Origin of the sequence: Xanthomonas sp. NCPPB 3005 (assembly GCF_041228095.2) — a bacterium.
Classification (GTDB): domain Bacteria; phylum Pseudomonadota; class Gammaproteobacteria; order Xanthomonadales; family Xanthomonadaceae; genus Xanthomonas_A; species Xanthomonas_A bonasiae.
The window spans coordinates 4160565-4182010 of record NZ_CP166096.2 but is presented as its reverse complement, the minus strand read 5'-3'; the positions used below and the strand labels follow the sequence as shown (position 1 = coordinate 4182010).

18 protein-coding genes and 8 tRNA genes are annotated in these 21446 nt (G+C 67.7%); 20 read left to right on the top strand and 6 right to left on the bottom strand.

Going from position 1 to position 21446, the window contains the following annotated elements; translation table 11 throughout:
- Window positions 1–48 precede the first annotated feature (48 nt).
- Together phoB and AB8810_RS18025 are read right to left on the bottom strand one after the other, a co-directional pair.
- Entirely contained in the window at window positions 49–738 is a 690-nt protein-coding gene (gene phoB / locus AB8810_RS18030; protein ID WP_003468516.1) for a phosphate regulon transcriptional regulator PhoB, read from the bottom strand.
- A gap of 82 nt (window positions 739–820) precedes the next feature.
- Complete coding sequence (locus AB8810_RS18025; RefSeq protein ID WP_179570626.1) at window positions 821–2464, bottom strand: M48 family metalloprotease; 1644 nt, start codon at window positions 2462–2464, stop codon at window positions 821–823.
- A gap of 155 nt (window positions 2465–2619) precedes the next feature.
- On the opposite strand from AB8810_RS18025, the gene grxC reads away from it, so the two are divergent.
- From grxC to AB8810_RS18010, 3 genes are all read left to right on the top strand, one after another.
- Window positions 2620–2931, top strand: coding sequence for a glutaredoxin 3 (gene grxC, locus AB8810_RS18020; protein WP_179570627.1), 312 nt, complete (start codon window positions 2620–2622; stop codon window positions 2929–2931).
- Window positions 2928–3341: a carboxymuconolactone decarboxylase family protein gene (locus AB8810_RS18015; RefSeq protein WP_179570628.1), complete on the top strand. Its 414-nt coding sequence runs from the start codon at window positions 2928–2930 to the stop codon at window positions 3339–3341. Before grxC ends, AB8810_RS18015 begins: the two co-directional genes overlap by 4 nt.
- Window positions 3342–3515: 174 nt before the next feature.
- Complete coding sequence (locus AB8810_RS18010; RefSeq protein WP_179570629.1) at window positions 3516–4523, top strand: isocitrate dehydrogenase; 1008 nt, start codon at window positions 3516–3518, stop codon at window positions 4521–4523.
- A gap of 140 nt (window positions 4524–4663) precedes the next feature.
- On the opposite strand, the gene AB8810_RS18005 is transcribed toward AB8810_RS18010, so the two are convergent.
- Entirely contained in the window at window positions 4664–5440 is a 777-nt protein-coding gene (locus AB8810_RS18005; protein WP_225209829.1) for a Bax inhibitor-1/YccA family protein, read from the bottom strand.
- A gap of 154 nt (window positions 5441–5594) precedes the next feature.
- On the opposite strand from AB8810_RS18005, the gene AB8810_RS18000 reads away from it, so the two are divergent.
- From AB8810_RS18000 to AB8810_RS17985, 4 genes are all read left to right on the top strand, one after another.
- Window positions 5595–5671 (top strand) — tRNA-Pro (locus AB8810_RS18000).
- A gap of 45 nt (window positions 5672–5716) precedes the next feature.
- Window positions 5717–5793 (top strand) — tRNA-Arg (locus AB8810_RS17995).
- 36 nt (window positions 5794–5829) lie between these two features.
- Window positions 5830–5906: transfer RNA gene (locus AB8810_RS17990), tRNA-His, on the top strand.
- A 76-nt stretch (window positions 5907–5982) separates the two neighbouring features.
- Window positions 5983–6058, top strand: a tRNA-Lys gene (locus AB8810_RS17985).
- A 99-nt stretch (window positions 6059–6157) separates the two neighbouring features.
- Here AB8810_RS17985 and AB8810_RS17980 read toward each other — a convergent pair.
- Complete coding sequence (locus AB8810_RS17980) at window positions 6158–7585, bottom strand: S41 family peptidase (protein ID WP_369914438.1); 1428 nt, start codon at window positions 7583–7585, stop codon at window positions 6158–6160.
- On the opposite strand from AB8810_RS17980, the gene AB8810_RS17975 reads away from it, so the two are divergent.
- The 11 genes from AB8810_RS17975 to AB8810_RS17925 all read left to right on the top strand — a co-directional run bounded on the left by AB8810_RS17975 (window position 7536) and on the right by AB8810_RS17925 (window position 17936).
- The gene (locus AB8810_RS17975; RefSeq protein WP_206258464.1) at window positions 7536–8198 is read left to right on the top strand and encodes a helix-turn-helix domain-containing protein; all 663 of its coding nucleotides are present in this window, start codon (window positions 7536–7538) and stop codon (window positions 8196–8198) included. The two genes, AB8810_RS17980 and AB8810_RS17975, sit on opposite strands and share 50 nt — an antisense overlap.
- Before the next feature lie 257 nt (window positions 8199–8455).
- Window positions 8456–8540 (top strand) — tRNA-Leu (locus tag AB8810_RS17970).
- Between the two features lie 214 nt (window positions 8541–8754).
- Entirely contained in the window at window positions 8755–10050 is a 1296-nt protein-coding gene (tig, locus tag AB8810_RS17965) for a trigger factor (RefSeq protein ID WP_191825036.1), read from the top strand.
- Between the two features lie 136 nt (window positions 10051–10186).
- Window positions 10187–10813, top strand: coding sequence for an ATP-dependent Clp endopeptidase proteolytic subunit ClpP (clpP, locus tag AB8810_RS17960; protein ID WP_179570633.1), 627 nt, complete (start codon window positions 10187–10189; stop codon window positions 10811–10813).
- A gap of 128 nt (window positions 10814–10941) precedes the next feature.
- Window positions 10942–12228 (top strand): ATP-dependent Clp protease ATP-binding subunit ClpX, encoded by a 1287-nt coding sequence (clpX, locus tag AB8810_RS17955; RefSeq protein WP_003468538.1) that lies wholly within the window; start codon window positions 10942–10944, stop codon window positions 12226–12228.
- Window positions 12229–12403: 175 nt separating this feature from the next.
- Complete coding sequence (lon, locus tag AB8810_RS17950) at window positions 12404–14878, top strand: endopeptidase La (protein ID WP_369914437.1); 2475 nt, start codon at window positions 12404–12406, stop codon at window positions 14876–14878.
- Window positions 14879–15106: 228 nt separating this feature from the next.
- The gene (locus AB8810_RS17945; RefSeq protein ID WP_009607753.1) at window positions 15107–15379 is read left to right on the top strand and encodes an HU family DNA-binding protein; all 273 of its coding nucleotides are present in this window, start codon (window positions 15107–15109) and stop codon (window positions 15377–15379) included.
- Window positions 15380–15390: 11 nt separating this feature from the next.
- Window positions 15391–15465 (top strand) — tRNA-Val (locus tag AB8810_RS17940).
- 27 nt (window positions 15466–15492) lie between these two features.
- Window positions 15493–15569 (top strand) — tRNA-Asp (locus tag AB8810_RS17935).
- A 117-nt stretch (window positions 15570–15686) separates the two neighbouring features.
- Window positions 15687–15763: transfer RNA gene (locus AB8810_RS17930), tRNA-Asp, on the top strand.
- Between the two features lie 181 nt (window positions 15764–15944).
- The gene (locus AB8810_RS17925; RefSeq protein ID WP_191825035.1) at window positions 15945–17936 is read left to right on the top strand and encodes a peptidylprolyl isomerase; all 1992 of its coding nucleotides are present in this window, start codon (window positions 15945–15947) and stop codon (window positions 17934–17936) included.
- Between the two features lie 344 nt (window positions 17937–18280).
- Here AB8810_RS17925 and AB8810_RS17920 read toward each other — a convergent pair whose 3' ends face one another.
- A complete protein-coding gene (locus AB8810_RS17920; RefSeq protein ID WP_191825034.1) occupies window positions 18281–19507 on the bottom strand; it encodes a lytic transglycosylase domain-containing protein in 1227 nt (408 codons plus the stop codon).
- Window positions 19504–20271 carry a hydroxyacylglutathione hydrolase gene (gloB, locus tag AB8810_RS17915; RefSeq protein ID WP_369914435.1) on the bottom strand — a complete coding sequence of 256 codons (768 nt, stop codon included), beginning with the start codon at window positions 20269–20271 and terminating at the stop codon, window positions 19504–19506. Before gloB ends, AB8810_RS17920 begins: the two co-directional genes overlap by 4 nt.
- Window positions 20272–20283: 12 nt before the next feature.
- On the opposite strand from gloB, the gene AB8810_RS17910 reads away from it, so the two are divergent.
- The gene (locus AB8810_RS17910) at window positions 20284–20943 is read left to right on the top strand and encodes a hypothetical protein (protein WP_369914434.1); all 660 of its coding nucleotides are present in this window, start codon (window positions 20284–20286) and stop codon (window positions 20941–20943) included.
- A 13-nt stretch (window positions 20944–20956) separates the two neighbouring features.
- Window positions 20957–21415: a ribonuclease HI gene (gene rnhA, locus AB8810_RS17905; RefSeq protein WP_179570639.1), complete on the top strand. Its 459-nt coding sequence runs from the start codon at window positions 20957–20959 to the stop codon at window positions 21413–21415.
- Window positions 21416–21446 lie beyond the last annotated feature (31 nt).

Genomic DNA, 21446 nt, shown 5'->3' with positions numbered 1-21446 from the left:
GATGGATCGTGTTCGTCGTCCGCCGTTTATAGCAGGCGACGGCGACAGTCAGATGGACGAGGAGAAGCGGTAGCCGGAGCCGCGCACCGTCTGCACCATGTTCTCCACCGCGAACGGCTCCAGGGTCTTGCGCAGCCGGCGGATGTGCACGTCGATGGTGCGCTCCTCGACGTAGACGCTGCCGCCCCACACGTGGTCGAGCAGTTGCGCGCGGCTGTAGACGCGCTCGGGGTGGGTCATGAAGAAGTGCAGCAAGCGGTATTCGGTGGGGCCGATCGGCACCGGCGCATCGCCGGCGAACACCCGGTGCGCGGCGCCATCGATGCGCAGGCTGCCGACCGAGACGCTGCCGTCCTCGTCGTCGTCGCGGGTCCGCCGCATCACCGCGCGGATCCGCGCCAGCAGCTCGCGGGCGGAGAACGGCTTGACCACGTAGTCGTCGACGCCGGCTTCCAGGCCGCCGACGCGGTCGTTTTCCTCGCCGCGCGCGGTGAGCATGATGATCGGCACCTCGCGGGTCATCGCATCCTTGCGCCAGCGCCGGGCCAGTTCCAGGCCGCTGGTGCCGGGCAGCATCCAGTCCAGCAGGATCAGGTCGGGGACGCGGTCGGCGATGGAGGTCTGCGCTTCCCGCGCGTCGCCGGCGTGGACCGGTTCGAAGTCGCCCTTGCGCAGGGCGAACGCCACCATGTCGCGGATGGCGGGTTCGTCGTCGACGATCAGGATGCGTTTCTGCACGACGGCACCGTGGGACTGGGAGGAGAGGTCGCCAGTAGACTACGGTTTTATTACTATTCGATGACCGCCGCCACACTGCGTTTCAGCGCTGTTTCACGTCTGGATCCTGGACGCCCTGGCGGCGCAGTTCCAGCACCGTGGGCGTGATCGCGGCAATCCGCGCATCGATGCGTGCGCGCGCCACGTAGTCGAGGTCGTCGCGCTTCTTCAGATTGTTGAGCTGGATCAGCGCCTGCTCGGGGCGTCCGTTCAGGTAGGCGGCCTCGGCGTAGGCTTCGCCGGCGCGGTTGCCGTCGCCGGCCAGTTCGCAGGCGCGGGCGAAGGTGCGCTGGAACACCGGGTCGTCGGCGGCCGCGGCCAGCAGCGGGCGCAGCACCGCCTGCGCGCGCTGCCCGGCGGCACGGCCGCCTTGCTCGTTCAGCGCCGTGGCATAGGTCAGCGCCACCGCGCGGTTGCTCGGCAGGCGCTTGAGCAGGGCGTCGAAGCGCTGGTTGGCCTGCTGGCTGCGGCCGTTGCGCGATTCGGCCTCGGCCACCGCCAGGCTCAGCCACCAGCTGTCCGGATGCGCCTTCAGCAGGTCTTCCAGGGTCTGCATGCCGTCCTGCGGGCTGCCGCCGCCGCGCAGCCGGGCCAGCGCCAGGCCGTAGCGCTGGGCGTCGCTGAGGCCCTGCTTGCTGCCCTGGCGCAGGCCCTCGTATTCGCGCACCGCATCGGCCGGGGTATTGGCGCTGAGCACGCGCAGGCGTTCGCGGGCCCACTCGAACTGGCCGCTGGCGCCGCGCGAATAGGTCTCGAACGGCAACTGCAGGCGCCCGGGCAGCAATGGGTTGCTGGGCGCGCCCAGCGGCTGGCTCAGCGACACGTCGTTGGGATCGACCCGCTCCTGCAGGGTGCCGCCGGGCACGCTGGTGGTCAGGGTCACCGTGTTCTTCTTCATCTGTTCGGCGCGCTGCCGCGCCTCGCTGATGCGGGTGGTGGTGACCGGGTGGGTCATCAGGTAGTCGGGGGTGCTGTAGCCGCCCTGGTTGCCGCGCATCGCCAGCGACATGCGCTCGAAGAAGCCGGCCATCGCGTCCACGTCGTAACCGCTGCGCGCCAGGGTGCGGATGCCCAGGCGGTCGGCTTCCGATTCGTTGGAACGGGTGTAGTCGATCTGGCGCTGCTGCATCAGCCCCAGGCCGCTGGCGATCGCCGCCTGGGTGGCGTCGCCGCTGGAGCGGCCGCCGGCCTGCTGCGCGGCGACCACCGCGGCGAGCATGCCGAGCAGGATCGGCACCTGGTCGCGCTGCGCCCGCTCCACCCCGCGCAGCACGTGCTGCTGGGTGATGTGCGCGATCTCGTGCGACAGCACCGCGGCGACCTCGTCCTCGCGCTCGGCGGTCAGCACCAGCCCGGCGTTGACCGCGACATAGCCGCCCAGGGTGGCGAAGGCGTTGATCTGGCGGTCGCGCAGCATGAAGAACGTGTACTTCTGCTGCGGCTGGTCGCTGTTGGCGCCGAGCCGGGTGCCCATGGTCTGCAGCCAGTCGTCGATCAGCGGATCTTCGAGCACGTAGTCGTAGTTGCGCAGCTCGGCCAGCATCATCTTGCCGTACTCGGCCTGGCGCGCCGGGGTCAGCAGCTCGCCGGCCGAGGAGCCGATGTCCGGCAGCTTGTTCTCCTGCGCCGGCGCGATGGCGGCGGCGGTAGCCAGGGTGATCGCGAAGGCAAGCGGCAGCGGGCGCAAGTGAGGCTCCAGGGCAGGGCGGGGTGCCGCGGCGGCGGCGGGTGAATCCAGGGTGGTTGAACCGGGGTGATCTGCAGTGTTGCGGCAGCGGACTCGAAAATCCACCTGGCCGCTACCATAGTGGCTTGGACCCCATTTCTTGCCCGGAGTTTCCCGTGGACACCCAAGCTACCGATGACGGCCAGGCCGGCGGCCCGCCGATCACCCTGTATTCCACCGCGATCTGCCCGTACTGCGTGGCGGCCAAGAACTTCCTGAAGAGCAAGGGCCGCAGCTGGACCGAGGTGCGCATCGACCTGGACCCGGCCGAGCGCGAGAAGATGGTGGCCCTGGCGCGCCGCACCAGCGTGCCGCAGATCTTCGTCGGCGACACCCATGTCGGCGGCTACGACGACATGATGGCGCTGCACCGCGCCGGCAAGCTGCAGCCGCTGCTCGATGGCCAGGCGCCCGAGGCGCAGGCATGAGCGCAGCGCAGGCGGACGGCGAGGGCGGTGATGGCCAGGACCGGGTGCGCGCGTTCACCGAGTTCCGCCAGCGCATGAACCAGCGCATCCTGGCCGAGCCGAACCAGGTGGTGCGGCGCTTCTTCGCGCTCGATACCCAGACCTACCAGGCCGGCGCGCTGGACGTGAAGACCAAGGAACTGCTCGGCCTGGTCGCCTCGCTGGTGCTGCGCTGCGACGACTGCATCAGCTACCACGTGGCCCAGTGCAAGGAGGCCGGCGTGCAGCGCGACGAGTTCTTCGAGACCTTCTCGGTGGGTCTGGTGGTCGGTGGCTCGATCGTGATTCCGCACCTGCGTCGGGCAGTGGATTTCCTCGACAAGCTCGAGGAGGGCGCCGCCGCCGCGCCGGCGGAGCACGCGCACGGCTGAGTGGCGCCGGATCCGCCCGGTACGCGCCGCCTGCGGGCGGCGCGCTGCGTTTTGCGCCTGCGCGGTTTGGGAGCCTTCACCGGCTTCGGGCATAATTACCGGTGAAACCTCCTTGCGCCTGCAGCCCGGGCTTCCGGTCGGCGCGTTCCCCCTCTGTACGGAAACCCCAATCCTATGACGCAGACAATCACGGTCATTCGTGGCGATGGCATCGGCCCCGAGATCATGGACGCCACGCTGTTCGTGCTCGACGCGCTGAACGCCGGCCTCACCTACGAATACGCCGACGCCGGCCTGGTCGCCCTGGAGAAGCACGGCGACCTGTTGCCGGCCGCCACCCTGGACTCGATCCGCAAGAACAAGATCGCGCTGAAGAGCCCGCTGACCACGCCGGTCGGCGAGGGCTTCAGCTCGATCAACGTGGCCATGCGCCGCCAGTTCGACCTGTACGCCAACGTGCGTCCGGCCAAGTCGTTCCCGAACACCAAGTCGCGTTTCGGCGCCGGCGTGGACCTGATCACCGTGCGCGAGAACACCGAAGGCGCCTACCTGAGCGAAGGCCAGGAAGTGTCGGCCGACGGCGAGACCGCGGTGTCGATGGCCAAGGTGACCCGCAAGGGTTCCGAGCGCATCGTCCGCTACGCCTTCGACCTGGCGCGGGCGACCGGCCGCAAGAAGGTCACCGCGGTGCACAAGGCCAACATCATCAAGTCCACCTCGGGCCTGTTCCTGAAGGTGGCGCGCGAAGTGGCGGCGAACTACCCGGAGATCGAGTTCCAGGAAATGATCGTCGACAACGCCTGCATGCAGCTGGTGATGCGTCCGGAGCAGTTCGACGTCATCGTCACCACCAACCTGTTCGGCGACATCCTGTCGGACCTGTGCGCCGGCCTGGTCGGCGGCCTGGGCCTGGCGCCGGGCGCCAACATCGGCGTCGACGCGGCGATCTTCGAGGCCGTGCACGGCTCGGCCCCGGACATCGCCGGGCAGGGCAAGGCCAACCCGTGCGCGTTGCTGCTGGGCGCGGCGCAGTTGCTGGACCATGTCGGCCAGCCGCAGAACGCCGAGCGCCTGCGCAGCGCCATCGTCGCCACGCTGGAAGCCAAGGACGGGCTGACCCCGGACCTGGGCGGCAGCGGCAACACCATGGGCTTCGCCAAGGCCATCGCCAGCCGCCTCTGAGCGCGTCGGAAGATCGCAAAAAAAGAAAGGGCGCCTCGGCGCCCTTTCTTTTGCTCGGAAGTTTGTCTGAAGCCACTTCCGCGCATCGATCACAGGGAGCCGCTCTTGCGATTCCCCAATCCCGATTCCCGACTCCCTGCTTAATTCCGCGACTGCAACTTCGACAGCAACCGCAGGAACTCGATGTACAGCCACACCAGGGTGACCATCAGCCCGAACGCGCCGTACCACTCCATGTACTTGGGCGCGCCCTGTTCCACGCCGCTCTCGATGAAGTCGAAATCCAGCACCAGGTTCAGCGCCGCCACCACCACCACGAACAGGCTGAACAGGATGCCGACCGTGCCGGAAGCGTGGATGTAGGGGATCTGGATGTTGAACAGGCCGAGCACGATGGTCGCCAGGTACACCAGCGCGATGCCGCCGGTGGCCGCCACCACGCCCAGCTTGAAGTTCTCGGTGGCCTTGATCAGCCCGCTGCGGTAGGCGAACAGCAGCGCGAACAGGGTGCCGAAGGTCAGCAGCACCGCCTGCAGCACGATGCCGTTGAAGCGGTGCTCGTACAGTGCCGAGATCGAACCCAGGAAGAAACCTTCCACCAGCGCGTACAGCGGCGCGGTGATCGGCGCCCAGGTCTTCTTGAACGTGGTGATCAACGCCAGGATGAAGCCGCCGATGGCGCCGCCCAGCACGTAGCCGATGATGCCCGGTGCGATCACTTCGTTGCCGGCGCCATCGATCGAGATCGACTGGCTCCAGGCGAACACCGCGGTCAGCACGGTCAGCAGCAGCAAGGCGCCGGTCTTGTGGATGGTGCCGTTCAGGGTCATCGCCTCGCCGTCGCGCGAAACGACGGCGCCGCTGCCGAGGTCGAGGAAGGTGGATTCCTTCAAGGCGGGGTTGCCGCTGCGGATCATGCTGTTTCTCCCTGTAATGAAGACGATTGGCCCGTATCGGCCGCAAGTGGCGAGCATAGCGCAGGCGCCGGTCACGCGATGTGCCGTTGACACCGGGCCGCGAGCTTCCCACAATAGCCGACCTTTCCGGCCTCGGCCGCGAGGGATGTTCCGCCGGGGTATAGCGCAGTCTGGTAGCGCGCCTGCTTTGGGAGCAGGATGTCGGGGGTTCGAATCCCTCTACCCCGACCAATCCGATGTCCAAACGGCGGAGAGGAATGCGACAATCCGGCCCGGGCGCCCGTAGCTCAACCGGATAGAGCACCGGCCTTCTAAGCCGGCGGTTACAGGTTCGATTCCTGTCGGGCGCGCCACTCCGGCGCCGGACAGGGTGTTGCAAGAGTTCAATGGTGGCTGTAGCTCAGCTGGTTAGAGTACTGGATTGTGATTCCAGATGTCGGGGGTTCGAGTCCCCTCAGCCACCCCATTGATCGCGTGACCCGATGCTTCGCGGGGTGTTGCAACGAAGCAAAAAAGCGCATAAGATGCGCGACTCAGTTTCAGGGCCGTTAGCTCAGTTGGTAGAGCAGTTGACTCTTAATCAATAGGTCCAAGGTTCGAATCCTTGACGGCCCACCAAATCAAGCAGCCACTTAGCGCAAGCCAAGTGGCTGTTTTTTTATGCGCCGATCGTGCGCGAGCGCATGCCGGCCATGGCGCCGCTGCCGCACGCCGCGGTCAGCGTTGCGCGGCCGCGATCGCCAGCGCCGCGTCCACCATCGCGTCGGGGTGCAGCGGATCGTCGTCGATGCGGATGTCCGGCGTCAGCCACCGCGGCGTGGCTGCGCCCGATGGCCGCACCAGCAGCAGGCGCGGCGCCCACAGGACCAGTCCGGTCTGCGGCAGCGCGATTTTCTGCACGCCGCCGGTCTGCGTGCTCCTGACGCTGGCGCCTTCTCCGATCAGCGTCCCGGCATGGAAATCCTGCATCGTGTTGGCGAACAGCACCGCCGAGGAATAAGTGCCGGGGCCGATCAGGACGTAGACCTTGCCGTCGAAGTGCAGGGGATCGTCGGTGCGCGGAGCGCTCCACGTCTCCACGGTTCCGCTCAGCACGTCGCCCGCCCGTTCGTGTTTCGCAGGGTCGTCGCGAAGCGCTTTCTTGGTGTAGCGCGATGCCCAGCGATAGGGGCGGTCGGCGAGGTAGGGCAGCAGCCCCTGCAGCCACAGCGCATCGTCGCCGCCGCCGTTCTGCCGCACGTCGATGACGAGTGTGCGCGTGCCGCTCGCCTGCATCTGCTGGAACGCGCGATGCGCGAACGCCACGAATGCGGCCGGTTCGGGCCAGGAGAAGGTGCGGATGGTCATGACCGCGGAGGCGTCCGGGCGCAGTCCGAACGCGAACTGCCGGTCGAAATCGTCCTCGCCGACCATGATCGCAGGACGCGCGTGGCTTGCAGGTCGGCGCAGCCGCGCCTGCGGCGACCCGGCGAACGTCAGTTCGAACGTCGCGGGCGCGCCATACACCTTCCAGTAGAAGAACCACCAGCGCCGCGACAACAGGTCGGCGCGGAAGCGCGCGCTGTCGCCGTGCACGTGCGCGAGCAGTGTGCGGGCGACAGCGCCCGCGGGAACGCCATTGATGGTCGCGACCGGGCTGCCGGAAAGCGCCGTCGCGGTGCCGCCCAGTTCGGAGAGGATCCGCACCCGCGCTTGCGCATCGACCGTGACCTCGAAGGGGAACAGGACGCCGCCGCCGCGCAGGTGCTGTTCCGTCTCTGCGCGCCAGTCGGCGTAGCCGACGAAAAAATGGCCATCGGCAAGCAGCGGGTTGAGCGTGGAGAAGTCCCGCCAGGCCGCATCGCGGTCCAGCCCGGTCGAGGCCCGCTGCCGCAAGGCAGCGATGGCAAGCTGGAGCTGGGCCGGATCGACCGAATGCGACGGATCCGGGTGGGTCGCTGCGATCCCCGCCTGCAGCGCGTCGAGGTCGGCATGGATCTGCTGCGTGCTGTAGCGTTCGGCCGCCTTGGCCGTTGGCGCCAGTGCCGACGCCACGGCAAGGAAGAAAAGGAAGAAAAGGAAGAAAAGGAATGCATGGAGCGGTTGCGGCCTTCGCATGAAGATCCCCCGGAAATGTTTTGAAAAAATACCATATAATTTCAACATGACGAAAAACGCCAAGCAGCCGTTCGACGCCACCGCGATCCGGGATCCGGCGCATATCCGTCTGTTGGCGTCCCCGGTGCGCCAGGAACTCGTGGACACGCTGGCGTCGTTGGGGGGAATGGCGACCGTCGCCGAGTTGTCCGAGCAATTGGGGCGGCCGGCGGATGGGCTCTACTACCATCTGCAGCTCCTCGCGGAGGGCGGCCTCGTGCAGGAAGGCGAGGGCGCCGCAGGGGAGCGGGTCTTCCGCTTGGCGGGCACTGCAGGCGTGCCGTTGCGCCTGTCCTACGACCTGGCCAGCGACGAGGCGTCCGCGGCCCTGGCCGCCTACGCCAAGGGGCTGGCGCAGGTCGCCGAGCGCGATTTCCAGGCCGCCTTGAAACAGCGCAATGTCGAGGTCGACGGCCCTGGCCGGCAACTGTGGGCGGCGCGCAACAAGGGCTGGCTCAACCAGGCGGAACTGGCCGAGGCCAATGCGCTGCTGGAGCGGCTATGCGACCTGCTGAGCCGCCCGCGCGATCCGTCGCGCGATCGGCCGATGTCGCTGGCGTTCGTGCTGGCGCCAGCGGCGGTGCGGGGGCGGCGCAGAGCGCCCAAGGGCGGCCGGGGCTGAAACAGGCTGCGCTTTGCGTCGTCAGCAGGGGGATGGTCGAACCCGGGGTGGCGCGCTGCGCATGGCGGGTCATGGGCGGCGCCGACCCGCGTAAGTCATTGATCGCACGCCCGGGCGGCATCGGTTTTCGATCGCTGCGCGCAAGCGTCGGCTCCTCGGCGGTGGATCGAGCGGAGCGGCATCGGCTCCGACGGACGCCTTTTTCTTTGCCGGCAGGCCTGCAACAATGCGCGGGCGAGCGCTTCCGGCGTCGCAGCGCGAAAGTGGCGGAATTGGTAGACGCCCTGGTTTTAGGTACCAGTGCCGCAAGGCGTAGGGGTTCGAGTCCCCTCTTTCGCACCATCCCGGCGCCGCTTGCGCGGCCCGCCGCGCCCCTGCCCCCCGTCCGCACCCCCGCCGCGCCAGGCCTGCAGCGACGCCGGCCGACCGGGTGCGCTGGCAGGCACCGCGGGAATAGGCGAAACTATCCGGCTGCGGCGGCCGTCCCGTGCCCGCGTCAACCCGTATTTTTCTACATCGTGCCGAGAGCCGTGGGCTCCCGGTGGCAGGAGTCCACATGCAAGCTTCGATCGAAACCACCGGTACCTTGGAACGGCGTCTGACCTTCACCCTGCCGGAGGAGCGCCTGGAGACCCATATCGGCGGCCGCCTGCGCGAAGTCGCGCGCACCGCGCGGATCAAGGGCTTCCGTCCCGGCAAGATCCCGCCGAAGGTGATCGAGCAGCGCTTCGGGCCGCAGATCCGCGCCGAGGCGCTGGACGGCCTGCTGCGCGAGACCTTCGATTCGGCGGTGCGCGAGCACGAACTGCGCCTGGCCGGCAACCCGCGTATCGACCGCGCCGGCGACAACGAGCTGCAGTTCGTGGCCACCTTCGAAGTGGTGCCGGAGTTCGGCGACATCGACGTGGCCAAGCTGGAAGTGATCCGCCACACCGCCGAGGTCACCGACGCCGACATCGAGCAGATGATCGAGAACCTGCGCCTGCAGCGCCGCACCTGGCAGCCCGCCGGGCGTCCGGCGCAGGACGGCGACCTGGTGACCCTGGAAACCTGGTCGCAGGCCGGCGACGAGCGCCTGCCCGCCGAGGGCGTGGAGAAGGGCAGCAGCGTGATCGGCTCGGGCGTCATGTTCCCGGCGATCGAGCAGGGCCTGGTCGGCCTGTCCAAGGACGAGGAAAAGACCCTGACGGTCGATTTCCCGGCCGACTGGCGCGTGCCGCAGTTCGCCGGCAAGCAGGTCCAGGTGCACGTTAAGGCGGTCGAAGTCGCCGCGCCGGTGCTGCCGGAAGTGGACAAGGAGTTCATCAAGAGCTTCGGCGTGAAGAGCGGCGATGCCGAGCAGTTCCGCAAGGACATCCGCATCAACCTGGAGCGCGAGCTCAAGGGCGCGCTGATGAACCGGCTGCGCCGCGAGGTCGGCGAGCAGCTGATCGCCGCCTACGCGTCGGTGGAAATGCCGCCACGGCTGGTCGAGAACGAGGCGCGTTCGATGCTGGCGCAGCAGGTGGAACAGATGCGCCGCTCCGGCCGCGACCCGGGCCAGGTGCCGGACGACGCCCACCAGGGCTTCGTGGACGCGGCGCGCAAGCGCGTGCTGGTCGGCCTGCTGGTCGGCGAGGTCGCCCGCCGCAACGAGCTGCGCCTGGACCCCAAGCGGGTCTCGGAAACCCTGCGCCTGATCGCCTCGACCTACGAAGAGCCGGAACAGGTCATTGAGATGTACCGCAACGATCCCCAATTGATGGGGGGACTGCAGAGCCGTGTGATGGAAGAGCAGGTGATCGACTGGATCGCCGAGCGCGCCAAGCACACCGAGCAGGCGATGACGTTCCAGGAAGCGATCCGCCAGTAAGGCGCCGCTTCGCGGCGGCCCGCATATTGCATGCGGGTTGGAGACGCAATCCAAGCCCTCGCAGCCGTGGGGGCGCGACAAGATGCGAAGCCCTGCACATCCCCGTGCAGGGACGACACAGAGCAGGAGTTCCCGCGTGGACAATGTGACCAAGGCCTTGAATCTGGTTCCGATGGTGGTCGAGCAGACCAGTCGCGGCGAGCGTGCCTACGACATCTATTCGCGCCTGCTGAAGGAGCGGCTGATCTTCCTGGTCGGTCCGATCGACGACCACATGGCCAACGTGATCGTGGCGCAGATGCTGTTCCTGGAAGCGGACAACCCGGAAAAGGACATCAGCATCTACATCAACTCGCCGGGCGGCGTGGTCACCGCCGGCATGGCGATCTACGACACCATGCAGTACATCAAGCCGGACGTGAGCACCATCTGCGTCGGCCAGGCCGCCTCGATGGGCGCGCTGCTGCTGGCGTCGGGCGCGGCCGGCAAGCGCTATGCGCTGCCGAACTCGCGGGTGATGATCCACCAGCCGCTGGGCGGCTTCCAGGGCCAGGCCACCGATATCGACATCCACGCGCGCGAGATCCTGACGCTGCGCTCGCGGCTGAACGAAATCCTGGCCAAGCACACCGGCCAGTCGCTGGAAACCATCGCCCGCGATACCGAGCGCGACAACTTCAAGAGCGCCGTCGACGCGCAGACCTACGGGCTGGTCGACCAGGTGCTGGAGCGCCGTCCGGAAGAGTCGATCCAGCCGGCATAAGGCTTGCATGTACTGCAAAACGCAGCGTATTCCGCAGGGCCGGGGCCGGGCTAGCGTCCTCCCGGCCCTGTGTTATTCTCGAAATCGAACCCCCGTTCATCGGGTGGGGTAACTGGGTAAGCGAAGCAATGAGCGAAGACCGGCAAGGCCGTTCCGGCGACAGCAACAAGATTCTGTACTGCTCGTTCTGCGGCAAGAGTCAACACGAGGTCCGTAAGCTGATCGCCGGGCCGAGCGTGTTCATCTGCGACGAATGCGTCGAGCTGTGCAACGACATCATCCGCGAGGAGCTCGAGGAGAAGGCGCAGTCCGCACGCAGCAGCCTGCCCAAGCCCAAGGAAATCCTCGAGGTGCTGGACCAGTACGTGATCGGGCAGCTGCGCGCCAAGCGCACGCTCGCCGTGGCCGTGTACAACCACTACAAGCGCATCGAGAGCCGGCAGAAGAACGACGAAGTCGAGCTGGCGAAGTCCAACATCCTGCTGGTCGGTCCGACCGGTTCGGGCAAGACGCTGCTGGCCGAAACGCTGGCGCGCCTGCTCAACGTGCCGTTCACGATCGCCGATGCGACCACGCTGACCGAAGCCGGCTATGTCGGCGAGGACGTGGAGAACATCATCCAGAAGCTGCTGCAGAAGTGCGACTACGACGTCGACAAGGCGCAGCAGGGCATCGTCTACATCGACGAAATCGACAAGATCTCGCGCAAGAGCGAGAACCCGTCGATCACCCGCGACGTGTCCGGCGAAGGCGTGCAGCAGGCGCTGCTGAAGCTGATCGAAGGCACCGTGGCGTCGGTGCCGCCGCAGGGCGGGCGCAAGCATCCGCAGCAGGAATTCCTGCAGGTGGACACCAAGAACATCCTGTTCATCTGCGGCGGCGCGTTCGCCGGCCTGGACAAGGTGATCCAGCAGCGCTCCAACGACGTCGGCGGCATCGGCTTCGGCGCCAAGGTGAAGAGTTCCGAGCGCAAGCGCGAAGTCGGCAAGATCCTGGCCGAAGTGGAGCCGGAAGATCTGATCAAGTTCGGCCTGATCCCCGAGTTCGTCGGCCGCCTGCCGGTGGTCGCCACGCTCGAGGAACTGGACGAGCCGGCGCTGATCCGGATCCTGACCGAGCCGAAGAACGCGATCACCAAGCAGTTCAAGAAGCTGTTCGAGATGGAAGGCGTGGAGCTGGAATTCCGGCCCGACGCGCTGCTGGCCATCGCCAAGAAGGCGCTCAAGCGCAAGACCGGCGCGCGCGGCCTGCGCACCATCGTCGAGTCGGTGCTGCTGGATACGATGTACGAGCTGCCGTCGCAGGAAAACGTCAGCAAGGTGGTGGTGGACGAGTCGGTGATCGAGCACAAGTCCGAGCCGTACCTGATCTACCAGACCCCGCCGCCGGCGCCGAAGGTGGCCTCGGCCGAGTGAGTGCCGGGTGAAGCCGCGGCGCTGTCCTGCCGCGGCCGTCGCGACTGGCTAAACGCTTGAAAGAAAAGGGTCTTTTTCGCTGCCCTTGCATCATCCAGCCGATGGCCCCATAACGGGGCCATCGGCATTTTTATGCCCGCCTTTCCGCATTCCCGCACCCCACATCGGAACCCTCATGGCCCAGTCCAAATCCGAAGTCCTCGACCTGCCGGTCCTGCCGTTGCGCGACGTCGTGGTCTTCCCGCACATGGTCATCCCGCTGTTCGTCGGCCGCGACAAATCGATGCGCGCGCTCGAGCACGCGATGGAGGCCGACAAGCGCATCCTGCTGGTCGCGCAGAAGTCCGCCGAGACCGACGATCCGGTGGCGGCCGACCTGTACAACGTCGGCACCCTGGCGCAGGTGCTGCAATTGCTGAAGCTGCCCGACGGCACCATCAAGGTGCTGGTCGAGGGGCTGTTGCGGGTCAGCGTCGACAAGGTGGTCGAGCGCGACGGCGCCCTGCAGGGCGAAGGCGGCGAGATCGATGCGGCCGAGTCGCGCGAGGAGCGCGAGGTCGAGGCGATCGCGCGTTCGCTGATGTCGCTGTTCGAGCAGTACGTCAAGACCAACCGCAAGCTGCCGCCGGAGCTGCTGCAGACGCTGTCGGGCATCGACGAGCCGGGCCGCCTGGCCGACACCATCGCCGCGCACATCGGCGTGCGCCTGGCCGACAAGCAGCGCCTGCTGGAAACCCTGGAAGTGGGCGAGCGGCTGGAGATGCTGGTCGGTCTGGTCGACGGCGAGATCGACGTGCAGCAGCTGGAGAAGCGCATCCGCGGCCGGGTCAAGTCGCAGATGGAGAAGAGCCAGCGCGAGTACTACCTCAACGAGCAGATGAAGGCGATCCAGAAGGAGCTGGGCGATCTGGACGACGCGCCCGGCGAACTGGAAGAACTGGCGCGCAAGATCGCCGAGGCGGGCATGCCCAAGCCGGTGGAAACCAAGGCCAAGGCCGAGCTCAACAAGCTCAAGCAGATGTCGCCGATGTCGGCCGAGGCCGCGGTCGTGCGCAACTATCTCGACTGGCTGCTGGGCGTGCCGTGGAAGAAGCGCAGCAAGGTGCGCAAGGACCTGAAGGTCGCGCAGGAAACGCTGGACGCCGACCACTACGGCCTGGAGAAGGTCAAGGACCGCATCCTGGAATATCTGGCGGTGCAGTCGCGGGTGAAGCAGATGAAGGGCCCGATCCTGTGCCTGGTCGGCCCGCCCGGCGTCGGCAAGACCTCGCTCGGCCAGTCCATCGCCAAGGCGACCAACCGCAAGTTCGTGCGCATGTCGCTCGGCGGCGTGCGCGACGAGGCGGAGATCCGTGGGCATCGGCGCACCTACGTCGGCTCGATGCCGGGCCGCATCGTGCAGAACCTCAACAAGGTCAGCAGCAAGAACCCGCTGTTCGTGCTCGACGAGATCGACAAGATGTCGATGGACTTCCGCGGCGATCCGTCCTCGGCGCTGCTGGAAGTGCTCGATCCCGAGCAGAACAACGCCTTCAACGACCACTACCTGGAAGTGGACCTGGACCTGTCCGAAGTGATGTTCGTGGCGACCTCCAACTCGCTGAACATCCCCGGCCCGCTGCTCGACCGCATGGAGGTGATCCGCATCCCCGGCTACACCGAGGACGAGAAGCTGGCCATCGCCATGCGCTACCTGGTGCCCAAGCAGCTGAAGGCCAACGGCCTGAAGGGCGACGAGCTGGAGATCGCCGCCGACGCGATCCGCGACATCGTGCGCTACTACACGCGCGAATCCGGCGTGCGCAACCTCGAGCGCGAAGTCGCCAAGATCTGCCGCAAGGTGGTCAAGGAAATCGCGCTGGCCGGTCCGCAGCCGGCGGTGGCCAAGAAGGCGCCGGCGAAGAAGGGCGCGGCGGTGCGCAAGGACAAGGCGCGGGTCAGCGTCGGCTCCAAGAACCTGGACAAGTACCTGGGCGTGCGCCGCTTCGATTTCGGCCGCGCCGAGGAGCAGAACGAAGTCGGCCTGGTCACCGGCCTGGCCTGGACCGAAGTCGGCGGCGATCTGCTGCAGATCGAATCGACCCTGGTCCCGGGCAAGGGCGCGGTGATCCTGACCGGCCAGCTCGGCGACGTGATGAAGGAATCGGCCTCGGCGGCGCTGTCGGTGGTGCGTTCGCGCGCCGAGCGGCTCGGCATCGAGGTCGACTTCCTGCAGAAGCACGACGTGCATCTGCACGTGCCCGATGGCGCCACGCCGAAGGACGGCCCCAGCGCCGGCATCGCGATGGTGACCTCGCTGGTGTCGATGCTGACCAAGGTGCCGGTCAAGGCCGATGTGGCGATGACCGGCGAGATCACCTTGCGCGGCCGCGTCTCGGCGATCGGCGGACTCAAGGAGAAGCTGCTGGCGGCGCTGCGCGGCGGCATCCACACGGTGATCATCCCGGAGGAGAACCGCAAGGACCTGGCCGACATTCCGGAGAACGTCACCCGCGACCTGAAGATCGTGCCGGTCAAGTGGATCGACGAAGTGCTCGACCTGGCGCTGGAGACGCCGCTGAAGCCGAAGGTCGCGGCCGCCGCCGAGGGCGAGCCGGTGCGGCGCAAGCCCAAGCCGAAAGCATCCTCGAACGCGCGCGTCAAGCACTGAAGGGCGCTGAACCGCGCCCGCCCAAGTGGCTCAAACCCGCGCCGTTGCTGGCTTTTCGGCTTGCGCGGGTGGGAGGCCGCTGGTATAAATGCACGACTTGCGAGCACTGCGAACGCGCGTGCTTGGTAGTGAAAAAATCAATCGGGGCCTCGTCGCAGACGAGGCAGGCCACGCCGACACCCGATCCTCAATTCCGCGGTTTTCTGCCGCACATGGAGTCATCAAGAAATGAATAAAGCCGAACTGAACGACGCTATCGCCGCCGCTGCGGATATCTCCAAGGCCGAAGCCGGTCGCGCCGTCGACGCCTTCGTGTCCGAAGTCACCAAGGCGCTCAAGAAGGGCGACAGCGTGACCCTCGTTGGCTTCGGCACCTTCCAGGTGCGCGACCGTGCCGAGCGCACCGGCCGCAACCCGAAGACCGGCGACTCGATCAAGATCGCCGCGTCGAAGAATCCGACCTTCAAGGCTGGCAAAGCGCTGAAGGATGCCGTAAACTAATCGACTCGCTAGGGTGCTTAGCTCAGCGGTAGAGCGTCTCCTTTACACGGAGAGGGTCGGGGGTTCGAAACCCTCAGCACCCACCAGAGCACCGAGCGACAAGTTTCAAAAGCGGAGTGGTAGTTCAGTCGGTTAGAATGCTGGCCTGTCACGCCGGAGGTCGCGGGTTCGAGTCCCGTCCACTCCGCCAGTTGCACCGAAGCCCCTGAGAAATCGGGGGTTTCGTTTCTCGAAGCATCCGCCGCGCCCTGCGCTGCGCAGATGCCGCAGAGATTGCGGGCCTCGTGCCTGCCTCCGTTCAAAAAGCGGAGTGGTAGTTCAGTCGGTTAGAATGCTGGCCTGTCACGCCGGAGGTCGCGGGTTCGAGTCCCGTCCACTCCGCCAGTTTTGTACGCGAAACCCCCGAGCGATCGGGGGTTTCTTTTTTTCCGGAGTGCGTTGCCGGCGCCCCCCAAAGCGGGCCGCGGATTCCATGCGGGCGCAGGCCGCGCGGCACGCCCTTCCGCCGCAGGGCGTGAAGCGGGTTAAACTGCGCGGCTCGCCAACAGGCCTCGGTTCCCAACCAATGCTGCAGAAACTCCGCGAAAAGACCTCGGGCTGGATCGCCACCGCGATCATCGGCCTGTTGATGATTCCGTTCCTGTTCGTCATCGACAGCAGTTATCTCGGTGGCGTCGGTGCCAACAACGTCGCCAAGATCCAGGCGCCGCCGTCGTGGTGGTCGTCGGCACCGTCGTGGTGGCCGGCCTCGCTGCTGTGGCGTCACCACGAGGTGAGCACCGAACAGTTCCGTGCGCGCTTCGAGGAAGCGCGGCAGCGGGAGCGCGAGCAGCAGGGCGAGAACTTCGATCCGCGCGAGTTCGAGAGCGCCGACAACAAGCGCAAGGTGCTCGACCAGTTGATCGACGAGCAGGTGGTGAAGCTGGCCGCCGAGCAGGCGCACGTGGTGGTTGGCGATGCCGCGGTTCGCGACTACATCGCCACCATTCCGGCGTTCCAGAACGACGGCAAGTTCGATCCGGAGCGCTACCGCCTGGCGCTGGCCTCGGGCACCCCGCCGCGCACGCCGGCGATGTTCGACCAGTTGGTGCGCGATGGCCTGCAGCAGTCGTTGATCCCGTCCGCGCTGATGGAATCGGCGTTCGCGACCAAGCAGGAAACCGAGCGCCTGCTGAAGATGCTCGGCGAGACCCGCGACGTCGACCTGGCGCTGTTGCCGGAACAGCCGGCCGACACCACCCCGGTCAGCGACGCGCAGGTGCAGCAGTGGTACGACGCGCACCAGGCCGATTTCAAGCAGCCGGAGCGGGTGTCGATCGAATACGTCGAGCTGGACGCGAGCAAGCTGCCGCCGGCCAAGCCGGCCGACGAGGCGGCGCTGCGCAAGCGCTACGAGGACGAGAAGGCCCGCTTCGTCGAACCCGACCAGCGCCTGACCTCGCACATCCTGATCAGCGCCGGCAAGGATCCCGCGTCGCAGAAGGCCGCCGAGGCCAAGGCCGCCAAGCTCGCGGCCGAAGCCAAGCAGCCCGGCGCCGATTTCGCCGCGCTGGCCCGCGCCAATTCCGAGGATCCGGGTTCCAAGAACGCCGGCGGCGACCTGGGCTGGGTCGAGCGGGGCGTGATGATCAAGCCGTTCGAGGACGCCCTGTTCGCGATGAAGGCCGGCGAGATCGTCGGCCCGGTGAAGAGCGAGTTCGGCTACCACGTGATCCAGCTGCGCGAGATCAAGGGCGGCCAGGGCAAGAGCTTCGAGCAGGTGCGCGACCAGCTGGCCGGCGAGCAGCTGCAGGCCGACAACGAGAAGGTCTACAGCGATCTGAGCGGCAAGCTGGTCGATCTGGTGCTGAAGAACCCGACCGCGCTGGCGCCGGCGGCCAAGGACGTCGGCTTGCCGGTGCAGACTCTTGGGCCGTTCTCGCGCGCCGACGCCAGCGGCGTCGCCGCGCAGCCGGCGGTGCTGCGCGCGGCGTTCTCCGACACGCTGGTGCAGGACGGCACGGTCAGCGATCCGATCAACCTGGGCCCGAACCACAGCGTGCTGATCCGCGTCACCCAGCACCTGCCCGAGCAGACCCAGCCGCTGGCCAAGGTGCGCGAGCAGGTGGTGGCCGCGGTGCATGCCGATCGCACCGCCAAGGCGGCCGCGGCGAAGGCCGACGCGCTGCTGGAGAAGCTGCGCAAGGGCGAAACGCTGCAGGCGCTGGCCGGCCCGGAGAAGCTGCAGATCAACCCGATGCCCGGGCTGCCGCGCACCGTGCCGATGCCGAGCCCGGAAGCCAACCGCGCGATCTTCAGCGCGCCGCTGCCGGCCGCGGGCAAGCCGTCGGTGGGCAAGGTCGAGCTGTCGGCGAACGGCGTGCCGGGCGGTGCCAAGCGCTACGCGCTGTTCGTGCTCAACAAGGTGAACCCGGGCGACCTGAGCAAGGTGCCGGCGGAGCAGCAGGCGACGTTGAAGCAGCAGTTGGGCCAGATCGAAGGCGCCGCCGCGGCGAAGGCCTACATCGACGCGATGCGCAAGCGCTACAAGGTCAGCGTGCAGGAAGCGGATCTGTAACTGCCGCTGGCCAATGCATGATGCGAACAAGCCCGGCACTGCCGGGCTTGTTCGTTTCTGGATCCTGCGCTCCGGGCGCCAGGGTAGTCGGATGCGCACTGGTGCCGTGCGCGATCAGCTGCGGCGTCGGCCAATGTAGGAGCGCTTGAGACCTCCAGCTTTTCTCCCGGTAGTTCGCAATGCTGTAGGAGCGACTTCAGTCGCGACAGGCTTTACCGATGAAGCCCGTCGCGACTGAAGTCGCTCCCACAAGTCGCCATCTTGAGCTGGCCGACATCGACATCGACAGCGCTGCCGGTGCCGTTGTCGCGATCTCGCCGCGCCCCGCCGCAGCGGGAGGCCGGCTATTCCTCGTAGCTCAGCACCATGCCCGGGCGCAGCACGCTGCGCGCGGACAGGCCGTTCTTCGCCAATAGCGTCTGCACGGTGATGCCGTAGCGCTTGGCGATGGTCCAGGCGGTGTCGCCGTCGCGGACCGTGTGGGTGCGGCGCGCCGATGGCGTGCGCGAACGAATGCGCGGCGGCGTGGGCTCGGCGATGCTGGCGACGGCGCGCGTCGCCGGCGCTTCGGCCTGCTGCGGTTGCGCCGCCGCCGCCATGGCATCGGCAGCGGCCGTGGCGGCGCTGCCGCCGCTGCCGACCGGCGCCAGCACCGGCAGCGCGCGCTTTTTGTTGCGCACGCTGCCCAGCGCCGGATTCAGTCGCGCGACCTGGTTGCCCTGCAGCGCCTGCTGCCGCGCCCACTCGTCCAGCGCCATGCCGGCGGGCAGGGTGCGCGCCTGCAGGATCGGCACCTCGCGGTCCAGCGAGGCCATCCATTCGTCGCGGGTCTGCGCCTGCTCCAGCACGCAAGCCAGCGCGTGCAGCTTCTCGACGTAGGCATAGGTGATCGGCGACAGCCCCGGCAACTTGGCCGGCTGCGCGTTCTGCGCGTTCATGCCGGCGCGGCGCATCGACTGCAGCACGCGGTATTCGCCGGCGTTGTAGGCCATGATCGCCAGGCGCCAGTCGCCGCCGAACATGCCGTGCAAGGTCTTCAGGTAGCGCACCGCGGCGCGGGTGGAATCCACCGCGGACAGGCGGCCGTCGTAGCCGCCTTCGACCGGCACGTCGTGGTTGCGGGCGGTATCGGCGATGAACTGCCACAGGCCGGCCGGGCCGCCGCTGTTGCGCGCGGCGGGGCGGTAGCCGCTCTCCACGAACGGGATCAGCGCGAACTCGGTCGGCAGGTCGGCGGCGCGCAATTCGTCCACCACGTAGCCGAACAGCGGCAGCACGTCCTCGTCCTCGTTGGCCAGCCGCGCCGGCGCGCGCGCGAACTGCTGCTTCCAGCGCGCATCGGTGGCGCCGCCGTCGCATTGCGCGTCGGCCAGGCCGTCGCGGAAGCTGGCGAGGATGGTGTGGCCGTTACGCGTGGTCGCCGGCGGCAGCGCCGCGGCGTCCATCGGCAACACGTTCAGTCCGGCGACGGTCTGCTCCAGCGCCGCCCCGATGGGGGCCGCCGCGCTCGCGGAGGGGGCTGTCGAGGCGATCGCCAACGTCAGCGCCGCCGTCAAAAGCAGCGACCTCATGCGCGGAAATCGTCTTTCCAGCGCCTCAATTCGGCGAATACTTCCACTTCGTCCTGGGCGTCGCGGCCGAGCCGGGCGCCGACCGCCTGCTGGATCGCCGCCGAGGCGGTGCGCAGGAACGGATTGGTCGCCACTTCGCTGGCGAGACTGACGGGAACAGTGGGACGGGCAGCATGACGCATGGCCTGGGCTTCCTGATGGCGCTGCCGCAAGGCAGCGTTGGTGGGATCGACCGTGACGGCGAATGCCGCATTGGCCAGGGTGTATTCGTGTCCGCAACACAGCAGCGTGGCACCGGGGAGGGCGGCCAGCCGTTGCAGCGAACCCAACATCTGGGAGGGCGTACCTTCGAACATGCGTCCACAGCCCAGGCTGAACAGCGTATCGCCGCTGAACAGATGGCCATGGCCGACATAGGCCACGTGCGAGCGGGTATGCCCCGGCACGAAAAGCGTCTGGAACTCCCATTGCAGCACCTGGACTCTATCGCCATCGCCGACGCGCTGGCTGGCGAACGGGATCCGCGGCTCGTCCGCCGGGGCGTACACCGGCAGGTCCGGCCAGCGCTCGCGCAGGGCCGCCACGCCGCCGATGTGGTCGTCGTGATGGTGGGTCAGCAGCACCGCGGCCGGTTGCAGCCCTTGCGCGGCGGCGTCGAACACCGGCTCGGCCTGGCCCGGGTCGACCAGCACGGCGCGGCCATCCGCGGCGGCGATCGCCCAGATGTAGTTATCCTGGAATGCGGGCAGGGCGATCAGTCGCATAGAATTGGCACCATGCCTGCCACCCCGTTCCCCCGTCAAGCCGCCGTCTCATCCTGGTTTGATACGGTGGTGGCGCAAAAGCTGCTCCAGGCCGAGCAGCCGTTGATCCTCGACGCCTTGCTCGGACGCCCCGCGCAGCCCTGGTTGTGGCTGGCGCCGGTGCCGTTCGCGCCGCTGGCGCGCGAGCTGCCAGGGCGCGGCGTGCGCCTGCACCGCACCGCGCGCGGCTACGCCGGCGACCTGGTGTGCACGCTGCCGCTGCCGCTGCCTTCGGAAAGCGTCAATGCGATCGTGCTGCAGCACGTGCTCGGCGCCGACGCCGCGGCGCTGCTGGAAGAATGCGAGCGGGTGCTGCTGCCGGGCGGCCGGATCTGGCTGTTCGCGCTCAATGCGGTGAGCCCGTACCGGCTGCGCTGGCGCCGCCAGGGCCTGGTGGCGCGGCCGCCGGGCAGCTGGCGCGGGCTGCTGGAGCAGGCCGGGCTGCCGTGCACCGATCCGCTGCGCTACCTGGGGCCGGTGTGGCCGACCCGCGGCGGCGTCGGCTCGGCGACCTCCGGCGCGCCGCTGCGCGCGGTGTGCCTGCTGCAGGCGGAAAAGCGCACCGCCGCCGGCATCGGCCCCATTCCGTTGCGCGCGCCGGTACGCTGGCGCGGTTCGACCGCCTCCATTTGATTCCTGGACGTACATGAAGACTGTTGATATCCACACCGACGGCGCCTGCCTCGGCAATCCCGGTCCCGGCGGCTGGGCCGCGCTGCTGCGCTACAAGGGCCTGGAGCGCGAAGTCGCCGGTGCCGAGGCGCACACCACCAACAACCGCATGGAGCTGATGGCCGCGATCATGGCGCTGGAAACGCTCAGCGAGCCGTGCCAGATCGTGCTGCATACCGATTCGCAGTACGTGCGCCAGGGCATCACCGAATGGATGCCGGGCTGGGTGCGGCGGCAGTGGAAGACCGCCGGCGGCGACCCGGTCAAGAACCGCGACCTGTGGGAGCGGCTGCATGCCGCCGCGCAGCGGCACGCCATCGATTGGCGCTGGGTCAAGGGCCACAGCGGCGATCCGGACAACGAGCGAGTGGACGTGCTGGCGCGCAACCAGGCGCTGCGGGTGCGCGCCGGCGGCGCCGCGGTCGCGTCCTGATCCTTTCCACGCCTCATCCTGCAGCGAGCCC